The sequence below is a fragment of the Obesumbacterium proteus genome (assembly GCF_001586165.1).
In the GTDB taxonomy this organism is placed as follows: Bacteria; Pseudomonadota; Gammaproteobacteria; order Enterobacterales; family Enterobacteriaceae; genus Hafnia; species Hafnia protea.
The window spans coordinates 1,295,612-1,315,298 of the sequence record NZ_CP014608.1 but is presented as its reverse complement, the minus strand read 5'-3'; the positions used below and the strand labels follow the sequence as shown (position 1 = coordinate 1,315,298).

Here is a 19,687-nt window from a genome sequence, read left to right as displayed (position 1 = left end):
CATCACTGCAACTCGACGCTAAGTGGTATAGGATGAAATATCGGTGCTTATCCTATACCCAATAACGAGCGAGCGACTATGAACAACAGCCCAACTCCCCTACAGCGCATCACGTCCCGTATTAAAGACGTTGGCGGGATCCCCGTTTCGCGCGCCATTCCGGTTAAGGAACGTCGTTTGATTGGCGCATGGTGTTTTCTCGATCACGCGGGTCCATCAGTGCTTAAGCAAGACAACGGTGGATTCCGTGTTGCCCCTCACCCGCATACCTGTTTGCAGACGTTCACATGGATGCTTGAGGGCGAGGTGTTACATCGCGACAGTCTTGGCTACGAACAAATCATCCGTCCTGGTCAGGTGAATTTAATGACGGCCGGACACGGCATTGCCCATACCGAAGAGTCGGTGCCGGGCTTTTCGCGCCTGCACGCGGCTCAACTATGGATAGCCTTGCCCGAAGCGGTTAAAGATATGCCACCGCGTTTTGATCACTATCCAACGCTGCCCGTTTGGGATGCTGATGGCATCCGCCACACGCTTCTGGCCGGAGATTACGCCAGCTACCATGCACCAACCCTGTGTTTCTCCGATTTACTGGGCGTCGATCTCTATACGCCCGATGGCTCAAACACCCAGTTAACGCTGCAACCCGATTTTGAATATGGCCTGTTTGTACTGCAAGGTGAGATCAATATTGAAGGCGAACGTTTTGCGGAAAATGAGCTGGCCTATATTGGCACGCAAAATACGCAGCTCAACGTCACGCTGGCACCAAAAACACGGGTGTTATTCCTCGGCGGTGAGCCTTTGGGTGAACAGGTGCTGATGTGGTGGAATTTCGTTGGCCGCAGCAAAGAAGAATTACGTCAATCCATTGCCGACTGGAACCAAGACACGGGCCGTTTTGGCACCGTGCACGGCTTTAACGGCGAACGCACGCCGTCGCCAGAAATGCCATAGGCGTGTATGGCTTCGCCAAAACGGGAAGCCATTTATTTGTTCATTTCCTAAAATCGTGAAACAGAATCAATGTGGTGTATTTAGGACTCTTACTGGCATGTGGTTTCTTATACCTTTCTTAAGATAAGACGCTGACGATTTGAAATCATATAGTCTCCCAGTGACATTGACCGTAACTTCGCCCGATGCATACCCCCATGTAAACCGCTCGCTATTACTCACAATAAAGGGCTCTTCATGGTTTAATTGAATATCGATAGATCGCGGGTCGATTTCTTCCCCAATGTAGTATCGATAAGCCATAGGCACGGTTGCGCCGCCGTTATTTGTTTGAGTAACGTATAGATATAAATCATTCCCAATAGGCTGTACTGCGGCAATCGTAACGTTCGGCGCTGTAGACTTTCCAAGCTGAGAAAAGTATAGCGTTGCAAAAACAATAAGCCCGACGATGATAGCTGCACTAATAACCGTGCTTTTTCGCATAGTCGATTCCCTGCTTTATCCAGAACTGGTCATGCGGATCATCCCCACATGAGAAGCCGCCGAAATAGTTAGTTCATTCTGAGAGATACCTGTCTCGAGCTTTAATTTACCCGAGTAGCTGAATTAAACAGTGCTCAAAATATCAATATTAAGAAACTGATCCTACTCGGATAATGCTGTTCATTTAAGTCTGATTTTAGGGGGAGCACACCGATGGGGTCGTAGCGGCGTAAGCCGCCGGAGCGCCCCACGGTGTGGTAGACCCGTGTATCTCGATCTCATAAACGATTGGCATCCCCACTAGGATGACTTTAAACAAAAGCTCACAACCCTAACCTAAGCCATCGAGCTAATGGTTTTACGGAATCGGCTCAGGGCAAAACCAAAGAACGCCATACCAATCACCAGCAACGTAGCAAACTGCGGCCATACGATGCTGAAATCAGCACCGCGATACAATATTGCCTGCGCAAGGCTGACAAAGTGCGTGGTTGGCATAGTTTGCATAATGTCCTGCACCAGCTGCGGCATGCTTTCTCGCGGGGTTGAGCCCCCCGAAAGCATCTGCAACGGGATCAGCACCAGTATCATCAGCAGGCCAAGCTGCGGCATTGATCGGGCGATAGTGCCCATAAAAATCCCGATGGAGGTGGTGGCAAACAGGCTAAGCGCCACGCCCAGCATAAACAGCGGAATCGAGCCTTCAATCGGCACATGCAGCACGCCCTGCACCATAAAGATCAGCGACAGTCCCGATGCCACCAGCACCACCAGCCCCATCGACCATACTTTCGCTAGCATGATTTCAAACGGCGTAATTGGCATCACCAGCAGGTGCTCAATGGTGCCGTGCTCGCGTTCACGGATCAGCGCCGAGCCCGTCAGAATAATCGCCAGCATGGTGATATTGTTGATAATTGCCATCACCGCGCCAAACCACGACTGATCGAGATTCGGGTTAAAGCGCGCCCTCACTTCTAAATCAACGGGTAATGCACTTCCCGCCCGATAGCGCGCCATAAACTCGCTGACTTCGTCATTCACAATGTTCTGAATATAGCTGTTACCCAGAAATGCCTGACTCATGCGCGTGGCGTCAACGTTGAGCTGAATCGCGGGCTGGCGGCCAGCCAATACATCGCGCTGAAAATTCGGCGGAATATCCAAAGCAAAGGTGTAGGTTCCCGCATCCAACAGCGGATCGATTTGATTCGAGTCGATCATCGCCGGAGGCATAAAATAAGGCGCGTAAAAGCTATTCACGATACGGGTGGAAAGCTGAGATTGATCCTGATCGGCAATCGCAATCGGTGCCATGTGCAGCGAGCCCGGCGTTACGGTTGCCGAGGAGTAGATCGATAGCGTGAACGAAAACACGATCAGCGCCAGCATAGCTTTGTCGCCCAGTAAGGTGCGTAGCTCTTTGATCCCCAGATTAAAGATATTGCGTAAGCTGCGCATTAGCCCTCCTGCTTTTTCAATAGAAGAACGCTGAGCCCAATCACCACCGGAACGGCAATCAGCAACGGGATAAACGAAGCTTGCAGATCAAACAGGTTGAGCGCCTTGGAGAAGGTGCCTCGAGTAATAGTTAAGAAATGAGAAGTTGGGTAAATATTACCGATCCACCGTCCGATCCCTTCTAACGACGAAACCGGATCGATCATGCCGGAGAACTGCGTAGCAGGGATCAGCGTGATGATCGCAGTGCCGAAGATCGCGGCGATCTGGCTTTTCATAAAGATCGAGATCAGCAGGCCCATTCCAGTGGCGATAATGATGTACAGCAGCGCCGCCAACGTCAGCGTGAGAAAACTGCCCTTATGCTCAACGCCAAACAAAAAGACCGATAACGCGCACAGCAGTAAAAAGTTAAACATGCCCAGTACGATATAAGGCAGCTGCTTGCCGATCAGGAACTCGGCTTTGGTTACCGGCGTCACATACAGATTGATGATTGAGCCCAGCTCTTTTTCACGCACCACGCTTAACGCGCTGAGCATCGCGGGGATCATCATCAACAGCAGCGGGATCACCGCAGGCACAATGGCAGGCAAGCTTTTTACATCAGGGTTGTAGCGATAGCGGGTTTCAATATCCATCAGGATATTCCCCATATTGGCCGTTGGCTGGCGCGAAGCCATATCACTTAGCCACGCCAAGTGCATCGCCTGCACATAGCCACGCACGGTTTCAGCCCGATTCGGCATCGCCCCATCAACCCAAACGCCAATTTTCACCGTATGCCCACGCGCAATATCACGACCAAAGTTAGGCGGTATCTCAATTGCCACGGCGAGTTCACCGTCGCGCATTCGGCGCTCCAACTGCTGATAATCGGTAATCGGCGGCTGTTCGATAAAATAGCGCGAGCCCGACAGATTGAGCGTATAGGCTTGGCTAGTGCCGGTCTGATCGCGGTCTATCACCGCAAAACGCAGGTTTTCCACATCCATACTGATGCCGTAACCCATGATGAACATCAGGATCACCGTTCCCAGTAAAGCCAAAGTCGAACGAATAGGATCGCGCCGCAGCTCTAAAGATTCTCGGCGGCTATAGCTAAACATCCTCGTGAAGCTAAAGTGATTGCTGATGGCAGGCGTTGTCGTTTCAACCTGAGGCGTCTCGGGCATCTGCTCCGGCGGAGCACCGCTATCACCAGAAGCTTCACGTAAGTAGGCAATAAACGTGGCCTCAAGCGTGCCTAAACCACGCTGCTTCACCAATGCCTCAGGCGTATCGCTTGCCAGTATTTTTCCCGCATGCATCAGGGATATGCGGTCACAGCGTTCGGCTTCATTCATAAAGTGCGTTGAAATAAAGATGGTCACGCCATCACGCCGTGACAAATCCACCATCAAATTCCAAAACATATCGCGCGCAACCGGATCGACTCCCGACGTTGGCTCATCCAAGATAAGCATTTCAGGTTTATGAATCACCGCAACGGCGAGAGATAAACGCTGACGGATACCCAGCGGCAGCGCCTCTGGCAGCATATCTTCTACATCACTCAGCATGAACCGCTGATTCATCTCCTCAACGCGTGCAGGAATATCCTCCTCGGGAAGATGAAAAAGACGCGCATGCAGTTCAAGGTTTTGTCGCACCGTAAGTTCGCTATACAACGAAAAAGCCTGCGACATATAGCCCACTCGGCGGCGGGTTTCGATATCTTTGGGATCGACCTCCTGCCCAAATAACCACGCCTTCCCTTCGCTGGCGGGCAGTAATCCGGTCAGCATCTTCATGGTGGTCGATTTACCGCAGCCGTTAGAACCGAGGAAACCAAAAATTTCGCCGCGTGGTATGCGCAAATTGACATCGTTAACCGCAACAAAATCGCCAAAGCGCATAGTCAGCCCCTGCGCCTCAATGGCTACCACGTCATCCTGCGAAGTATCACGCGGTGGGATAACCACCTTTTGGTGCGCGTTGCGTTTTTCTTCCGGCAACAGCGCAATAAACGCCTCTTCCAGCGTCGCACTGCCGGTACTTTCTCGCAGCTCTTGGCCACTGCCGGTGGCGAGTACCTGTCCCGCATCCATCGCAACCAGCCAGTCAAAACGCTCGGCTTCTTCCATATAGGCGGTGGCTACCAACACGCTCATGTTGGTTTGCCGCTCACGAATACGGTCAATCAGCTCCCAAAACTGAGCGCGTGACAGCGGATCGACGCCGGTCGTCGGTTCATCAAGGATCAACAGTTCAGGATCGTGGATCAGCGCGCAGCACAAACCCAGCTTCTGCTTCATACCGCCAGACAGTTTGCCCGCCGGACGATCGCGAAACGGTGCCAGTCCAGTGCTTTGCAGTAAGTCATTAATACGCTGCTCTCGCTCTTGAGCGCCTTGCCCAAACAGTCGACCAAAGAAATCGACGTTTTCGTAAACCGACAGCGTGTGATAAAGGTTTTTCCCCAAACCCTGCGGCATATAAGCCACCTTTGGGCATACCTTGCGTCGATGATCGGCGTCCGCCATATCACCACCCAGAACGTTAACGTTTCCCGACTGAATAACGCGGGCGCCCGCGATCAGCGATAACAGACTGGATTTTCCTACGCCGTCAGGCCCAATCAGCCCCACCATTTTTCGCGCCGGTATATCCAACGTTATCTGCTGCAATGCCTGAGTATTGCCATAGTGCTGGCTAACCTGCTCAAGCCGAACGATGGGAGCCGCCTGCGGGTCTTTATTAGCACCTAACGGCCTCATTGCGGCAACCTCACATCCAGATCTTCTGGCCAGCTTTTACTGTTATCCAAACGCACATAGGCCATACCTGGCAAACCCGTTTTCACGTATTCGAGGTATTTTTCCAGCAGTTCAGGGGAAATTCGCGCTTTTACGCGGAACATCAGCTTCAGGCGCTCATTATCGGTTTCGACCGTTTTCGGCGTGAACTGCGCCACGCTGGCCACAAAGGTGGCTTTCGCAGGCAGACGCAACGTTGGCGCGGCATCAAGGACAACGTGCACGTCACTTCCGATTGCAACCCTGCCCGCCTGTTCGGTTGGCAGGAAGAACGTCATGTAAACATCGCTGAGATCGACCATATTCAGCACGCGGCCCCCCGCGGCTAACACCTCTCCCGGCTCAGCCACGCGGTACTGGATCCGCCCATCACGCGGTGCTTTCAAGGCGCTGTCTTCAATATCAGCGGTAATACGGCGTTCGGTGGCTTTAGCCGCTTCCACGCGCGTATTGGCCTGAATGATGCCCGCCTGTGCGGATTCGATAGCGGCCTGCGCGGCTGAAACCTGAGCCTTAGCGGATTCCAACGCTGCGCGAGCGCTTTGCGCCGCCGCCATATCGTCATCAAGCTGCTGAGCCGACACCGCCCCGCGTTTAGACAGCGCTTGTGAACGGGCATAGCGTTTATTCGCCGAGTTCAATTCCGCTTCACGCTGTTTCACCACCGCCTGCGCTGCCAGTTTTTCACTTTGCCGCTGTGCCAGTAACGACTTCGCGGTGGCGACTGCGCTTTGTGTTTCACGGATCTGTGCTTCGGCTTCGATACGCTGCTCGTTCAAAACACGCGTATCCATGTGCGCTAGTACGTCGCCCTGCTTCACAAAATCGCCTTCGCGCACCACGATTTTATCGATGCGCCCCGCCACTTTGGTCGAAATATCGATTTCCGTGGCTTCAATGCGCCCATTGCTGCTGGCAAATCCGTCAGGCAAACCTGGCGCACGCAGGCTCCACCACGCGGCAAAGGCCACCACGATGGCGATGATAATGATTGAGTAAAAAGTGAGACGTTTTCTATTTTTGATATCCATAAATACTCGCTGTGTTCCATGCTAGTAAAAACAAAAAGCGCGGCACTCGGCTACACTACAGACGCAGCTAATCCGCTCTGTGAGGAAGAGTTTCGGTCGATTGAACAAGGTTAAAACAGGAGAAAAAATGCGCGAAAGCAGGCATCTGCCGTTCTAAATCGCAGACATCAACGCTGATTGGGGTAACGCCAAAAATGGATGTTTTCATAACAAGACGTCCTATCTTTGTATGAATGAAACAAACACATCAATAGCTTTTGCTTATATATACTAACATGAGTAACCCTATTGTCTACGTGACTATCCCCGCGGTTAGAGAACCGCTTAAGCGCATTGCCTCCCTCTGTCATACCCCACCAATCGAATGTCAGACACAGCAAAAAGATAAAACTATCCTTGTTATAGACTCATGAGGTGATGACTGGTTTTGTCGCTCCACGACAACCCCACTCTACTAATCCATTTTTCGACCGACGGGAGGGCTTATGCCCGACAACACAGTAGCAATCCTCGACAGCGTTACGCGTTTTCTGGACCGTCAGCACGGACTTTATATTGATGGAAAGTGGTGCGACTCCACGTCGGATGCGCGCTTAGCAATTTATAACCCCGCAAACGGCGAACAGATCGCCTCTTCGGCTGACGCCAACGCCGAAGACGTTTCGCGCGCGGTCACGTCGGCTCATCAGGCCTTTTGCGCCGGTGTGTGGTCACAGCGTTTACCCGCCGAGCGTGAGCGCATTTTGCTACGCTACGCTGACCTCGTAGAACAACACGCAGAAGAACTGGCGCAGCTAGAAACCTTGGAACAAGGCAAATCGATTAATATTTCCCGCGCCTTCGAAGTGGGCTGCACGCTGAACTGGATGCGCTATACCGCCGGTCTCACCACCAAAATCACCGGGCAAACCATGGATGTATCGATACCGATGCCCGCCGGTGCGAAATATATGGCTTACACCCGCAAAGAACCGATCGGCGTGGTAGCCGGTATCGTGCCGTGGAACTTCCCGCTGATGATTGGGATTTGGAAGGTCATGCCAGCGCTGGCGGCGGGATGTTCTATCGTCATTAAACCGTCTGAAACTACGCCGTTAACCCTGCTACGCATGGCCGAACTTGCCAGCGAAGCAGGAGTTCCCGATGGCGTATTTAATATCGTCACCGGCAAAGGATCGGTATGCGGCAAAGCCTTAACCGAACATCCGCTGGTGGCGAAGGTCAGCTTTACTGGCTCAACGCCGGTTGGCAAGGGCATTGCCCGTGCCGCTGCCGACCGCTTAACGCGAGTCACTCTGGAGCTAGGCGGTAAAAATCCGGCCATCGTGCTGAAAGACGCCGATCAGCAACAGGTGATTGAAGGCCTGATGGCGGGAAGTTTCCTCAACCAAGGGCAAGTTTGCGCCGCCAGTTCACGTATCTATATCGAAGCGCCGATTTTCGACAATCTGGTTGCCGGTTTTGAACAAGCGATAAAATCGCTTTCCGTCGGCCCCGGTATGGATGCCACCACCCAAATAAATCCATTGGTTTCACGCCAGCATCGCGACAAAGTCGCGTCTTATCTGCAAGATGCTAAAGCCAAAAATGCCGAGCTGATCAGCGGAGCTACAGGGCCTGATGCGCAGGGCTTTTATATTCCCCCAACGCTGGTGATTAACCCTGATGCCGCGCTGAATTTATCGCGAGAAGAAGTTTTCGGCCCCGTCGTTAACCTTATTCGGGTAAAAGACGCCGAAAATGCGCTGCATCAGGCCAACGATACCGACTTTGGCCTCACCGCCAGCCTATGGACCACCAGCCTGCAAACCGCGATGGCCTATACTCCGCGTATTCAGGCAGGCACCGTGTGGGTGAATAGTCATACGCTGATCGATGCGAATATGCCGTTTGGCGGCGTGAAACAGTCAGGAACCGGACGTGATTTTGGCACTGATTGGCTGGATGCCTATACCGAAACCAAAACGGTGTGTGTGCGGTATTGAGAACAACTGCCCCCACCCCAGCCCTCCCCCTCGCAGGGGAGGGAGCCGAATGTGCCTCGATAGTAATGAAGAGTTCGATCTGCTCCTCCCTGCGAAGGGGAGCGAGCCGAATGTGCCTCGATAGTGATGAAGAGTTTGATCTGCTCCTCCCTGCGAAGGGGAGGGAGCCGAATGTGCCTCGATAGTAATGAAGAGTTCGATCTGCTCCTCCCCCTGCGAAGGGGGAGGTTGGGAGGGGGTTACAGCCGAAGAATAAACTACTCCTCCTACTCCCCCTTCTTCCCATTCAAATCCAACGTTGGCGTTTCACTGAAGAAGTTCCACGGTTTCAGCAGCGCATGCACCCATTCTGTTGGCATAATCGGCCACTCTTCCGCGCGCGCCACATGCGTGGTGCCGGTGGTCAGCCACACCACGTTATCCGTATTTTCAATCGACTGGTTGTCTGAAGAATACTGCCCCAGACCGGTATCGTGAATAGAACGGTTTGGATATTTCCCCTCAGGGTAGCGTTCTTCTGGGTTATAGCGCGTCACCCACAGCTGTTTATCCATAAAGCTCAGGCGATGATAAATCCATTCGTCTTTACCAAAGTTCGCCCCTTTGGCGATTGGGTGAGTTCCGCCCGCGTAAGGGATCAGTTGATAAGAAACCGGATTGCCCATCTTGTTGGTGATAGTCGAGTTACTTAACAGTCGGATAGTGGAAGGATCAAACTTCTGCGCCGCCTCTTTTTCAGTTTTCACATCGACCTGATCCACCTGCATGGTACTGGTGCGTGGGCCGCTACGATCGTTTGGCTTCACATCAGGATTCAGCTCAACCAAGCTATTGTTCTCGCCGTCGATGTCCATATCCAAACGGAAATTGTAGATATGCTGATGCGTGGTTCCGACGATGTTGTGATCGATAAGGGTGCCGTATTTGGTATCTTCTTTGGCGGTTGGATCCTGCATGGTGCGCGCTTTCACGCCTTTCACCGCTTCGATCCCCGTTGCACCCGCGTCGATGCCAATCGTACCGTTTTGATGGAATACCCAGTCAAAAATATAGTCATAGTTGCCCACGGTGCTGATCCAGCGCACCACCAACTCACGGCGCTCGGCGCTCACGTTGGGCTGCCCCATTTCCTGATGCTTATATTCTGGCCCTGCGTAACGTTCAAAGATGGCGATCGCCCGCGGAATAGCCATCGGCCTGCCGGTGTAATCCGCGATCGTTTGGTCGATCAGCACCGCATTCGACGGCGCATCTTTGCCACGGGCAATCGGCGAGGTTAACGTGCCCATGCCGTAATCACCGGAATCAAGATAGGCTTTGAAGTACCAGCCGATATCCGGATCGCCATAAGGAACGATCATACCGCCCAGCGATCCCTCATACATGATCTTGCGCTTTTTGCCCTGATCGTTGTAGGTCACCGTCGAAATGATCGGGCCAACGCGAGAGTTCAACCCCGCGTGGAAATCCCAGTTTTGCCAGTGGATGGTATTGCCGGTGATGGTGTAGTTTTTACCTTCCGGCTCAACGATTTCCAGCGGTTTAATATCTGGCGCTTTGCGGTCGCGGCCATCATACGGACGCGGAGCCATCGGCACCGGGATCACCGGCCCCTCTTCTATTTTGATAATTTTTTTCTGTTCAAGATCGACCACTGCCACAAGGTTTTCGATCGGATGCGCCCAATAGTTGCCGTCACCCACGTCCAGATAGCTGATCACTTTGAGCAAGCGTTGATCCTGCGTTAGCCCATCTTTACCATCGAAATAACCCACGGTCAGCGGCGTGGTGATCACCTTGCTGGGATCGGCAATTCCACGCTTTTTCAGCACGGCGGCAAAATCAGTGCTGGCGCTTATCACCGCCTGAACGGTGGCAAAATCATCCAATAGCACCATGCCCTGCGCATCTTTGATTGGCGTCCACGACACCACTTTTTTATCGGTTAAATCCACCACGCTTTCCACAACGTGCTTACCATCCAGCACGGTGACATTCGCCTGACGCGGCTGCTCAACGTTTTTTCCGCTCAACACAAACTGCCAAACCTCCTCTTTTGGCGGCTCCCGCAGAGAGATTTCCGTAAAGCGGAAGTTATCGTGATAGTTATCTGAAGCTTTGATCGCCTCTACCGCCGTTTTGATTTCATCTGCGCTCAGCGGATTAAGCGGATGGGTGCGTTTTTCAACGGCGAAAGTCTGGTCTAAGCCAGATTGAAAAACTTCATTGATAAAGTCTTCCGACATATAGGCCACTTTGTCGCGAAACACCACCGGCACCGCCAGTTTCAACGGTTTGCCATTCACGATGGCTTCGTTGGAATCGGGCTTCACTTTGATATAAGCGCCGTCTTTGGCAATGGTGAACATGCGGGCATAATCATCCCACTGCACATCCGCCCCAAATTCAGCCAGCGTTTTCTCCATCGGCACCATATGCGCCGCCGCACCATGTGCCTGTGCGCTGTTTTGCCAGCCCGCAGACGTCAACAGCCCGAGCGCCAGCGCAATCGCAACCGGCAGGCGTTTTTTCATCATTGTTTTGCGAGTCAGTTTTTTATAGGACTGGGTTTTATAAAACATAGCTTTATTACCTCACCACTAAAAGTTGGCATTCATGTCAGTGAATCAGTGCGCGGGATAATCTCGACCTGGTATACGAGCGTGCTGTTGAAAATCGGTTCCTCAAGAGATCTTTTAGAGACTTTTTTGGTGTCTTATTGTTGGTCTGCCGCCACGCGCTGCTACGGTTATGCAAGGCCAGTATCGACTGACCCAGCTCAAACATAGCAATTCATCGGGGGGATTAATTTGTTGTGTATGCCATCAGCTTTGTCGCAGATGACAAACTCACGAAGATGAGACTAACGATACTGTTTGCGGTATTCGCCCGGCGTAATGCCGAAACGCGTTTTGAACGCGGTAGAGAAATGGCTGTGGTCGGCAAAGCCCCACGAGTAGCCAATATCTGACAGTTTTTGCCGCACCGGCGCACTGCGCAAAGCGTTAGCGCAGAGATCAAGACGGCGGTTTTTGATGTATTGCGCCACCACCAGCCCTTTGCGAGCAAACATGCGATACAGGCTACGCACCGAAACGCCCACTTCGCTGGCAATCCACTCTGGCCGCAGCGATTCCGACTGAATATGTTTATCGATAAAAGTCAGCGTGCGGCTAAATACTTTATCCTGTGGCGCATCATCATCACGCGCAATCAGCACCGGACGCAGTAAGGTAGCCACCGCATCTAAAACCGCTTCGCTTTCCTGCTGATCTAACGCGCTATTACGCATACTCTCTTGCACCAGCTGTTGGCTAAGCCGCACCATCGGCGCGCCCGCCGCCAAACGTTGCGCACAGCGCAAATCGGCAAACTGCAAATTACGTTCAAGATAGCCACGCGGCAGCAGCAATGAGATTTGGCTAGAGGTATCGCTGAAGGTAAAAGTGCTCGGTTTAGCGGCATCAATCAGGGTGATATCTCCCGCCGAAAGCAGCGCTCGCTGCCCCTCTTGTTCCATTTCAGAATGACCGCTGAGCTGAAATACGGTGTAAAAGTAAGAACCGTCGCTCTGGGCAATTTCCTTTGGCGTTCGGTAAAGCTTGGTTTGCGCAATATCAACCATGCTCAAACGCAGAGCACCGGAGCGAAACTCCTGCACCGAACCACTAAATCCTTCCCCCAGTGTTTTGGCAGCAAAACGCCCACAGGCCTGATTAATACTGGCCAGCCAGCCCTCAAAATCAGCGTCTTTTAACGGGTTGGATGTCGTCATGCGCTACCTCACACGGATATCTTATTGCAACTCAACGGTGGTAAAAGCGTCCAATAGTAGACGCCTTTCACGATAACAACTGATTAACAGTTGAGCAACAAGGATAAGTGTAAGATGCGAAGCATCGCGCAATTATTAACGCGCCTTGGCCATGCACTTCTGCCAGCGCCCATCCACGCGTTTAGCAAACCATGCGGTGGTCAGTTGGCGGGTAATCTTAGGGCTTTCCAAGGTGATCCCCGGCAGGATCTCACGCGGCAGCTTTTTACCGCTCGATTTCTCGGCCAGCGCATATACCTGTTTGTAGAGCGACGTTTTCTCGAAATCGATGCTATCGCCTTTCTCTAACGCTCGACGGATGCTGGAATCGCTCATATCCAAACGCTTGCCCAGCGAACGCACCGCCAGCTCCGTGGAGCCGGGTTTATCAGTGCCGTAGTTAATCAAATCGCCATCCAGCGCGAGTTTAATTCCGCTAACGCGGCTGACGGCGCTTTGAAACGCCGCATTCCGGCTGGCATACCATCCGGCATTGAAGTCAGCAAAACGATAGATAGGCTGTGGGTAATTAGCCGGATAACTAAGCAAATGCAGGGTGCCGAAATAAACACCGCCGCGTCGGCTGAAGACTTCACGACGAATCGTCCCGTCAATTTTATACGGATAGCCTTTGGCGTGCGCTTCGGCAAACGCAATGCTGACCTGCATCGGGCCGCCGGTACGCACCGGATTCAAACTGCCAAACAGTTTTTGCCCCATTGGCACCATATCGATGAAATCATCAAAAATCGCGCTGAGCTCTTTCTCGCTGCGCACCTTATCTAAGCGTTCGCTATAGCTTTTCCCGTTGGGAGATTTGATCAACAGCGCGGTGTGCACCAAAAAGTTGGGAATGTGCATCTGATCGGCGCGGCGGTCGATCTCTTTCCATGCAATTTTCCCCAGTCCCGGCACCTGTGGATCGGCTTGAAAGGTCGATTCCTGCTCGGTCACGGCTAACACCGAACACAAGTTTTCTGCGGTTGGCGCAATATCCTGTGCGGTAAATGCGGCCGCGATATCCGTCGCCCAGCCCTGACGATCGCGCACGTTACTCGGCATCAGCTTAACCAACTGTGATTTCACATCGGCCGGCCGCGGCGCAGGCGCTTGGCTGGTTTTGGTTGAGCAACCAGCCAAGACCAATAGAGCCAATAAACAAACGGGACGTAACGCTACAGCGTGAAAATTTGGCATTTTTCTCGAATTATCATAGGGGCAGGAGATAAGGAACGGTAACGCAGATAGCAAGACGGGTCTAGGGTTTGCAACGATGCATGGTTCATATCGGTCATTTATTCGAGGTGGATTCCAGATAAAAAAACAAACGGTGAACAAGCTCTACGGCCCATTTCATCTTAAAAACAGTCGGCATATAGTTTTCGCGCTGAGAGACAAGCCATTCTCTTCTGAACAAGAAACAAGGCGTCATCTTAGTTGAGTGGTGACCTCATCAGCGACCAAGGATTGGGTAAAAATGTTCAGTTCACATATTGTAAACCAAACATTGCGCGCCTATTATGTTCACATGATGTAAACAGAGAGCCGGACATGCACATCATATCTAGGGATCCGTTTGAAGACGCCGCGCGAAAGTATCCAAACGATGCCGCATCTCTCATCGCAGCATATCGATTGCTTAAAGAGAATGAGTTTGGAAGCCCTACGGAATTACGCAAACTGTTCCCTAACCTCGATAATTTCAAATATAGGAACAAGTGGTGGGTAATCAACATTGGCGGGAACCATCTGCGGATGATTTCCTACATCAACTTTGTAAACCAACGCTTTTACGTCAAACACATCGTCACCCACGCAGAGTATGACAAGCTAACGAGGCAGTACCGGGAGATAAAAGAATGATTTTAGAACCGACCAAAGCGCTAGAGGCCGCAAAAGTATTGGCCGATGCCGTGCCTTTTTTAGGCGGTAATACGTCTGAGGAGGCCTATCGCGATGCGCTCGCTATGGTTGATTATCTTATCGAGCACGATGACGAAAGCCCGCTAATAGATTTTCTGGCGTTAAAAATTGCTGAATATGAAGATAACAATGAGCGATTTAAAGCCTTCAATCAGGCCGTGACTGATATGCCTACTGGCGTGGCTGCGCTACGGGTTCTCATCGAACAACATCAGCTTTCCTACTCAGATTTAGCCTCTGAAATCGGTTCGAAAAGCCTCGTCAGCATGATTTTATCCGGCAAACGCTCATTAACCATTGAGCATATCAAAGCACTCTCCAAGCGCTTTAACGTTAGGCCAGACCTGTTTTTCTAATGCGATTCGGTCGGTATCAATATGTGTAAAAAAAGCCACGTTAAACGTGGCTTTTTATTCATGAATATCGGGTCAAATCTCCAACCTAAAAAATCCCTTTCTGACGGATTTTTTTCATTTTTTCGGTCGGTGGTGCGATATCAGCCAGATCGACCTCTTCCGCGTTGCCGTTACGGATTGGCTCTACGGATGCTGGTGCTCGCTGGCTAAGGCGCAGCTGCTGGAGCTGTAAATTTTGCTGTTCCAGCAGTTTGCTCATCCGCGCAAGCTCGCTGCGCAGATGCGTAAACTCAGCCTGTTGCTCAGCGCTAATCCCTTCGGTTTGTATCGTTTCACTCACCGCGGAAGGCGCTGACTCAACGGTTTTGACTTCAGGGATCGACTGTTCAAACACCTGACGCAGTTGCTCTAACTGCTGTGCCGAGAAATCAGTATGTTGCGCTGAAGGCGCCGCCGGAATTTCTACCGGTAAAAGCTCGCAGCGCACCAGTTCTTCAGCCAGTTCGGGCAGCGTTAGGTGTTCACGGCCAATCGATTCTGCCACATGATGACAGAGCTGTGGGTTGAGCTGATGCAGCTGTAAGCCCGCCAGATACACATTGCGATGAAAAGTACGGGTTTCCATATTCACATCATTGCGATCGCTACCGCTCTGTTTTAGCTGACGGTGCAGCTGTTGCAACACCGTCATGGTACGTAAATCGGCCTGAGACTGAGCGGGGCTGAGATAAAGCGAGAAGTTAACTCGGCTCGTCTGCCCTTTACTCATTTTCCTCTACCTCAAGCATCAAAGGCTCTGCCAGTGCATCGGCCCCAGCCTCTGAGTGATACAGGCAAATTTCACGCGACAGCGCGCTCTGCGGGTTATCAATAGTGATAATGCGATCGCCCAGCGTGGAATAGGCTTCACGGATCGCATTCTCCACCAGCGTGGCACCGCCGCCCACCAGATAAACGCGGTTCGGGTTTTTAGCAAACTTCTTCGCTTCATAGGCCACCTGATCGCCTAGCTCACGAATCTTGGTTTCAATGCGCTGCAAGATATCTGGAATACGTGTTTCGTCATTCACCACGCTACGCACGAAAGCCATATCGTGACGGCGTTTAATCAGCTCATTCGCCACCAAATAGCTTGAATCGCTGTCGGCAGAAGCCAGCGCTTTACGAATAGCATCCGTCACCATCGCCACACCGATTTCGTTGTTGCCGTAAATCGCAGACACATCGTCAAATTCACCAACGATGACGCCCATATCCAACGTTGTACCGCCGCAGTCGACCACTAAAGAGCGGGTGAATTCGCTGGTTTCAGAATTCAGTAAATGCGAAAGCACCGCAGGCAAACTTTCAGGCATCACCTCAACGCCAACGATTTTGAACAGCTCGCCTTTGTTCAGCGAGATTTCGCGCATCAGGTTGCGACGCTTGGCTTCAATTTTATCTTCGTTGCGCTGGCAGTCATCTGGGTTATAGAACTGGGTAATCGGCAGCGTCACCACCACGTCAACTTCACACGGCTCAAGACCGCTTTGCAGCAGGGCATGGTGCACCGCCAGCAGGTTTAAATCGTCATACTGATATTCAATATGCGTGGTCGATAATGCTTTATCGGAAGTCGCATCGTAGGTGTATTTGGTGGTGCCAATGGTGTAGTTGAATACCTTTTGCCCGCGCAGCAGTGCTGCGCTTTTCCAGTCTTTACGGAATGAGTTAGGGGAAACAACGGTTTTTAGCGTGCCGTTCTCAATCCAACTGATTTTGACGTTGGTAGAGCCATCATCAATGGCAAATTTCATGCGGGCTTGGGTGGTCATAGCGTTTGTCTCAATAGCATATTGTATGGGCAAAGCCAGCCATAGCAGAGCGCTTCGATGGGCTTTGTCTAAAATTTTTAAAACCAATTAACAGGATATTGGGAGAGGGGATATCGACAGCGATATCTAAGCGAATACATCAATGCGAATGAATCAATGTGAATAAATCAATTGCAGAATATTGCTTCATCTCCCCGCCATCAGCAGAGATATCCTTAGAAGGTTAAGTGAATTGTATCTTATGTCAGCGGCGTATTGAGGAAATGCTAACCGCATTATGATGCATGTCAGAAAGGTGAGATCTTTAAAAAATAATATTTAAGTTCTGTATTTATTGTGTCGCTATTGATCTTCTATTGCTCCAGCAACATGTTTTATATGGCATTCAAAATAAAAGCAGCGGCCCTATTTCTGGCCGCTGTGATAATCCTATCGCGCTGCTATCCCACGCATGAAGAGACATTTTTCTTGCACCTTGGGCACCACGTCTGACACTGATTCAGCATGCTATACAGCTGTCCCCTAATGCGCTGTCGGCAGCCTGGGCACATCACATAGCGTGACTCCAGCAAACTTTGCATACTCGCATTCTTGGCTAAGTTGTGTGCTGAATTGTTTACCGTACCGGCTCCCTCCCGCTGTCTCTCCGGCTTACACGCCATGAAACTAGCGTCCTTTCCAGACCGGTTCACGTTTTTCCGCAAAGGCGGTTGGACCTTCCAGCGCATCTTCAGAGTGCAATACCGACGGATAGTGTTTTAGCTTGCCACTGCGTGCGTGGCGATAGCCTTCTTCAACCGCCAGCTCGCTGGTTTCACGATAAATTTCTTTAATCGCTGCAACAGCAAGCGGTGCGTTAGCCGCAATTTGCGCCGCCAGTTCACGGGCATGTGGCATGAGCTGTTCGCTCTCCACCACCGCATTCACCACGCCCCAGCGCAGCGCTTCCTCGGCGTCCATGCTGCGACCCGTCATCATCATTTCCATCGCAATCGCCGGAGGTAATATCTTCGGCAAACGCAGCATTCCGCCGCTGTCTGGCACAATCCCTAACTTAGCCTCGGGCACTGAGAAACTGGCATTGCGCGAGCAGATAATCATATCGGCAGCCAGCGCCAATTCGAACCCTCCGCCAAAGGCATAGCCGTTGACCGCCGCGATCACCGGCTTATCCAAATTAAACAGCTCGGTGAGGCCAGCAAAACCGCCGGGGCCGAAATCAGCATCAGGTGCTTCACCCTCAGCGGCGGCTTTTAAATCCCACCCCGCAGAGAAGAAGCGCTCGCCCGCGCCGGTAATAATAGCGACGCGTAGCTCAGGATCGTCACGAAAAGCGATAAACGCTTCACCCATCGCAAAACTTGTTTTGGCATCAATCGCATTGGCTTTCGGTCTGTCTAACGTAATTTCTAGAATGTAGCCATTACGCTTAATATGTAATTCACTCATGCTAAGACCTCATCTTAATAAGAAACTTCAACCAGGCTTTTTTTAATCACTTTTCCCGAGCAGCTTCTAGGTAGACTCGTTCTTATTTCAAAGAAAGAGGGAACCTTGAATTTTGCCATGTTATTTTCACAGAATGTGAAGAACTCTTTTTCCGTCATAAACTCGCCGTCATTTAAAACCACAACGGCTTTTATCGCTTCATCTCGGATTGAGTCTTTTAAACCAATCACTGCCACGTCCATAATTTTTGGATGAGTCGAAATAATATTTTCTATTTCAACGCAGGAGATATTTTCCCCGCTGCGCTTAATCATGTTGCAGCTGCGCTCAACAAAATAAAAATATTCGTCATCATCCATATAGCCGTAATCACCGGTTCGCAGCCATCCGTCAGCATTCAGGGTTCGCGCGCTTTCCTGAGGCAGTTTGTAATACTCTTTGAACAGCGTTTTTCCCGGAATGCCTTTTATCCAAATTTCACCCGTTTTTCCCACCGGCATTTCATTACCTTGCGCATCGCTGATTTGTGCTTCATAGCCCATACCAACCCGCCCAATCGACGGCCAGCGACGCTTATCTCCGGGCCTGTCGCCAATGGCGCCCACGATGGTTTCGGTCATGCCATACGATGTGAGTAACCGCACGCCAAAGCGCTGAATAAATTCGTCTTTTTCTTGCTCGGATAAATTAAGATAAAACAGCACCTCGCGCAGATTATGCTGTTTTTCCCACGGCATAGGCGGCTGCATCATCAGCGTTTTTATCATCAGAGGAATACATTCCGTCACGGTGGCGCGGTATTGGCATACCTGCCCCCAAAAGGCTCGCGCGCTGTATTTTTCTAGCAGCACAAAAGTGGCTCCCGCCGTAAATGTGGGCATCGCGGCGGTACACTGACAGTCAATATGAAAGGCTGGCATCGGCGTTAAATAGACGTCATCTGCCCGCAATGCGCATTGCCAAGCCGTGTAGTAGCCCGCAAATAACAAATTATGGTGGGTGATCACCACGCCTTTCGGGCTGGAAGTCGTGCCAGAGGTAAAAAGTATTTCCGCAACATCATCGCTATGAAGCTCAACCGAATAGATAAGCGTATCAGGCTGAGTCTTTTGCAATGGGTGAAAATAAATAACCTCACGGGAATTTGGAGGCTCTACGCCGTGATTAGTTAATATAATAGGATACAAAGAAGGCGAATTCTTTGACGTGAGGTCGGCATAAATTGAATAAAATTCCGCGGAGGTCACCACCATTTTGGCCTCACACTGATGAATAATATACGCGCTTTCCTCACGTAATAGATTGGCATTGATAGGCACAACGATTGCACCGATTTTCGCTAGGCCAAACCAGCAAAATATAAACTCAGCGCAGTTGTTCAGATGCAAGGCAACTTTATCGCCCTTATTCACACCCAGTGAATGAAATAGGTTAGCCGTGCGATTAATCTCTTTATTTAACTCAATATAACTATATTGAGAAACTTGCCTTGCCTGATCTTCGAAGACAAGCGCCGTTTTATCGCCGTGCATATCCGCTAAATCATCCCAAGCCTGACGCAAGCTTCGTTTGCCTATCATATCCATATCTATCTACCCAAATAATTACAG

Annotated in this window: 15 protein-coding genes; 4 read left to right on the top strand and 11 right to left on the bottom strand. The window is 51.1% G+C overall.

The window, feature by feature from the left end; translation table 11 throughout:
- The first annotated feature begins 78 nt into the window (after nt 1-78).
- Complete coding sequence (locus DSM2777_RS06165) at nt 79-960, top strand: pirin family protein (protein WP_061553447.1); 882 nt, start codon at nt 79-81, stop codon at nt 958-960.
- Between the two features lie 66 nt (nt 961-1,026).
- On the opposite strand, the gene DSM2777_RS06160 is transcribed toward DSM2777_RS06165, so the two are convergent.
- The 4 genes from DSM2777_RS06160 to DSM2777_RS06145 all read right to left on the bottom strand — a co-directional run bounded on the left by DSM2777_RS06160 (nt 1,027) and on the right by DSM2777_RS06145 (nt 6,736).
- Entirely contained in the window at nt 1,027-1,446 is a 420-nt protein-coding gene (locus tag DSM2777_RS06160) for a hypothetical protein (protein ID WP_061553446.1), read from the bottom strand.
- Between the two features lie 336 nt (nt 1,447-1,782).
- The gene (locus DSM2777_RS06155) at nt 1,783-2,907 is read right to left on the bottom strand and encodes an ABC transporter permease (protein WP_040046084.1); all 1,125 of its coding nucleotides are present in this window, start codon (nt 2,905-2,907) and stop codon (nt 1,783-1,785) included.
- Nucleotides 2,907-5,666: a ribosome-associated ATPase/putative transporter RbbA gene (gene rbbA / locus DSM2777_RS06150; RefSeq protein WP_061553445.1), complete on the bottom strand. Its 2,760-nt coding sequence runs from the start codon at nt 5,664-5,666 to the stop codon at nt 2,907-2,909. Before rbbA ends, DSM2777_RS06155 begins: the two co-directional genes overlap by 1 nt.
- Nucleotides 5,663-6,736, bottom strand: a complete 1,074-nt coding sequence (locus DSM2777_RS06145) for an HlyD family secretion protein (protein ID WP_061553444.1) — start codon at nt 6,734-6,736, stop codon at nt 5,663-5,665. Before DSM2777_RS06145 ends, rbbA begins: the two co-directional genes overlap by 4 nt.
- Nucleotides 6,737-7,221: 485 nt before the next feature.
- Here DSM2777_RS06145 and DSM2777_RS06140 point away from each other — a divergent pair, with 485 nt between their 5' ends.
- Nucleotides 7,222-8,721, top strand: coding sequence for an aldehyde dehydrogenase family protein (locus DSM2777_RS06140; RefSeq protein WP_061553443.1), 1,500 nt, complete (start codon nt 7,222-7,224; stop codon nt 8,719-8,721).
- Between the two features lie 266 nt (nt 8,722-8,987).
- Here the strand turns inward: DSM2777_RS06140 and tynA are convergent, their stop codons facing one another.
- The 3 genes from tynA to DSM2777_RS06125 all read right to left on the bottom strand — a co-directional run bounded on the left by tynA (nt 8,988) and on the right by DSM2777_RS06125 (nt 13,732).
- Entirely contained in the window at nt 8,988-11,255 is a 2,268-nt protein-coding gene (tynA, locus tag DSM2777_RS06135) for a primary-amine oxidase (RefSeq protein ID WP_156088287.1), read from the bottom strand.
- Between the two features lie 329 nt (nt 11,256-11,584).
- Nucleotides 11,585-12,496 (bottom strand): transcriptional regulator FeaR, encoded by a 912-nt coding sequence (gene feaR / locus DSM2777_RS06130; RefSeq protein WP_061553441.1) that lies wholly within the window; start codon nt 12,494-12,496, stop codon nt 11,585-11,587.
- A gap of 135 nt (nt 12,497-12,631) precedes the next feature.
- Nucleotides 12,632-13,732: a DUF1615 domain-containing protein gene (locus DSM2777_RS06125; RefSeq protein WP_061553440.1), complete on the bottom strand. Its 1,101-nt coding sequence runs from the start codon at nt 13,730-13,732 to the stop codon at nt 12,632-12,634.
- Nucleotides 13,733-14,086: 354 nt separating this feature from the next.
- Between DSM2777_RS06125 and DSM2777_RS06120 the strand changes: the two genes are divergently transcribed.
- Together DSM2777_RS06120 and DSM2777_RS06115 are read left to right on the top strand one after the other, a co-directional pair.
- Nucleotides 14,087-14,398: a type II toxin-antitoxin system HigB family toxin gene (locus tag DSM2777_RS06120; RefSeq protein ID WP_061553439.1), complete on the top strand. Its 312-nt coding sequence runs from the start codon at nt 14,087-14,089 to the stop codon at nt 14,396-14,398.
- Nucleotides 14,395-14,814 carry a helix-turn-helix domain-containing protein gene (locus tag DSM2777_RS06115; RefSeq protein ID WP_043489166.1) on the top strand — a complete coding sequence of 140 codons (420 nt, stop codon included), beginning with the start codon at nt 14,395-14,397 and terminating at the stop codon, nt 14,812-14,814. Before DSM2777_RS06120 ends, DSM2777_RS06115 begins: the two co-directional genes overlap by 4 nt.
- Nucleotides 14,815-14,899: 85 nt before the next feature.
- On the opposite strand, the gene DSM2777_RS06110 is transcribed toward DSM2777_RS06115, so the two are convergent.
- From DSM2777_RS06110 to caiC, 4 genes are all read right to left on the bottom strand, one after another.
- Complete coding sequence (locus DSM2777_RS06110; RefSeq protein ID WP_061553438.1) at nt 14,900-15,583, bottom strand: hypothetical protein; 684 nt, start codon at nt 15,581-15,583, stop codon at nt 14,900-14,902.
- Nucleotides 15,576-16,628, bottom strand: a complete 1,053-nt coding sequence (gene parM, locus DSM2777_RS06105) for a plasmid segregation protein ParM domain-containing protein (RefSeq protein WP_082790859.1) — start codon at nt 16,626-16,628, stop codon at nt 15,576-15,578. The genes DSM2777_RS06110 and parM overlap by 8 nt, the downstream gene beginning before the upstream one ends.
- A 666-nt stretch (nt 16,629-17,294) precedes the next feature.
- On the bottom strand, nt 17,295-18,077 hold the full coding sequence (gene caiD, locus DSM2777_RS06100) for a crotonobetainyl-CoA hydratase (protein WP_025798280.1): 783 nt from the start codon (nt 18,075-18,077) through the stop codon (nt 17,295-17,297).
- 14 nt (nt 18,078-18,091) lie between these two features.
- Nucleotides 18,092-19,663: a crotonobetaine/carnitine-CoA ligase gene (gene caiC, locus DSM2777_RS06095; RefSeq protein WP_061553437.1), complete on the bottom strand. Its 1,572-nt coding sequence runs from the start codon at nt 19,661-19,663 to the stop codon at nt 18,092-18,094.
- Between the last annotated feature and the right edge of the window lie 24 nt (nt 19,664-19,687).

Bases quoted from the DNA above. Each gene is read 5' to 3' on its own strand.
- DSM2777_RS06145 (WP_061553444.1), bottom strand. From the start codon at position 6,736: ATGGATATCAAAAATAGAAAACGTCTCACTTTTTACTCAATCATTATC.
- DSM2777_RS06110 (WP_061553438.1), bottom strand. From the start codon at position 15,583: ATGAGTAAAGGGCAGACGAGCCGAGTTAACTTCTCGCTTTATCTCAGC.
- DSM2777_RS06165 (WP_061553447.1), top strand. From the start codon at position 79: ATGAACAACAGCCCAACTCCCCTACAGCGCATCACGTCCCGTATTAAA.
- DSM2777_RS06115 (WP_043489166.1), top strand. From the start codon at position 14,395: ATGATTTTAGAACCGACCAAAGCGCTAGAGGCCGCAAAAGTATTGGCC.
- tynA (WP_156088287.1), bottom strand. From the start codon at position 11,255: ATGAAAAAACGCCTGCCGGTTGCGATTGCGCTGGCGCTCGGGCTGTTG.
- DSM2777_RS06160 (WP_061553446.1), bottom strand. From the start codon at position 1,446: ATGCGAAAAAGCACGGTTATTAGTGCAGCTATCATCGTCGGGCTTATT.
- caiC (WP_061553437.1), bottom strand. From the start codon at position 19,663: ATGGATATGATAGGCAAACGAAGCTTGCGTCAGGCTTGGGATGATTTA.
- DSM2777_RS06155 (WP_040046084.1), bottom strand. From the start codon at position 2,907: ATGCGCAGCTTACGCAATATCTTTAATCTGGGGATCAAAGAGCTACGC.
- DSM2777_RS06120 (WP_061553439.1), top strand. From the start codon at position 14,087: ATGCACATCATATCTAGGGATCCGTTTGAAGACGCCGCGCGAAAGTAT.
- rbbA (WP_061553445.1), bottom strand. From the start codon at position 5,666: ATGAGGCCGTTAGGTGCTAATAAAGACCCGCAGGCGGCTCCCATCGTT.
- DSM2777_RS06125 (WP_061553440.1), bottom strand. From the start codon at position 13,732: ATGCCAAATTTTCACGCTGTAGCGTTACGTCCCGTTTGTTTATTGGCT.
- caiD (WP_025798280.1), bottom strand. From the start codon at position 18,077: ATGAGTGAATTACATATTAAGCGTAATGGCTACATTCTAGAAATTACG.
- feaR (WP_061553441.1), bottom strand. From the start codon at position 12,496: ATGACGACATCCAACCCGTTAAAAGACGCTGATTTTGAGGGCTGGCTG.
- DSM2777_RS06140 (WP_061553443.1), top strand. From the start codon at position 7,222: ATGCCCGACAACACAGTAGCAATCCTCGACAGCGTTACGCGTTTTCTG.
- parM (WP_082790859.1), bottom strand. From the start codon at position 16,628: ATGACCACCCAAGCCCGCATGAAATTTGCCATTGATGATGGCTCTACC.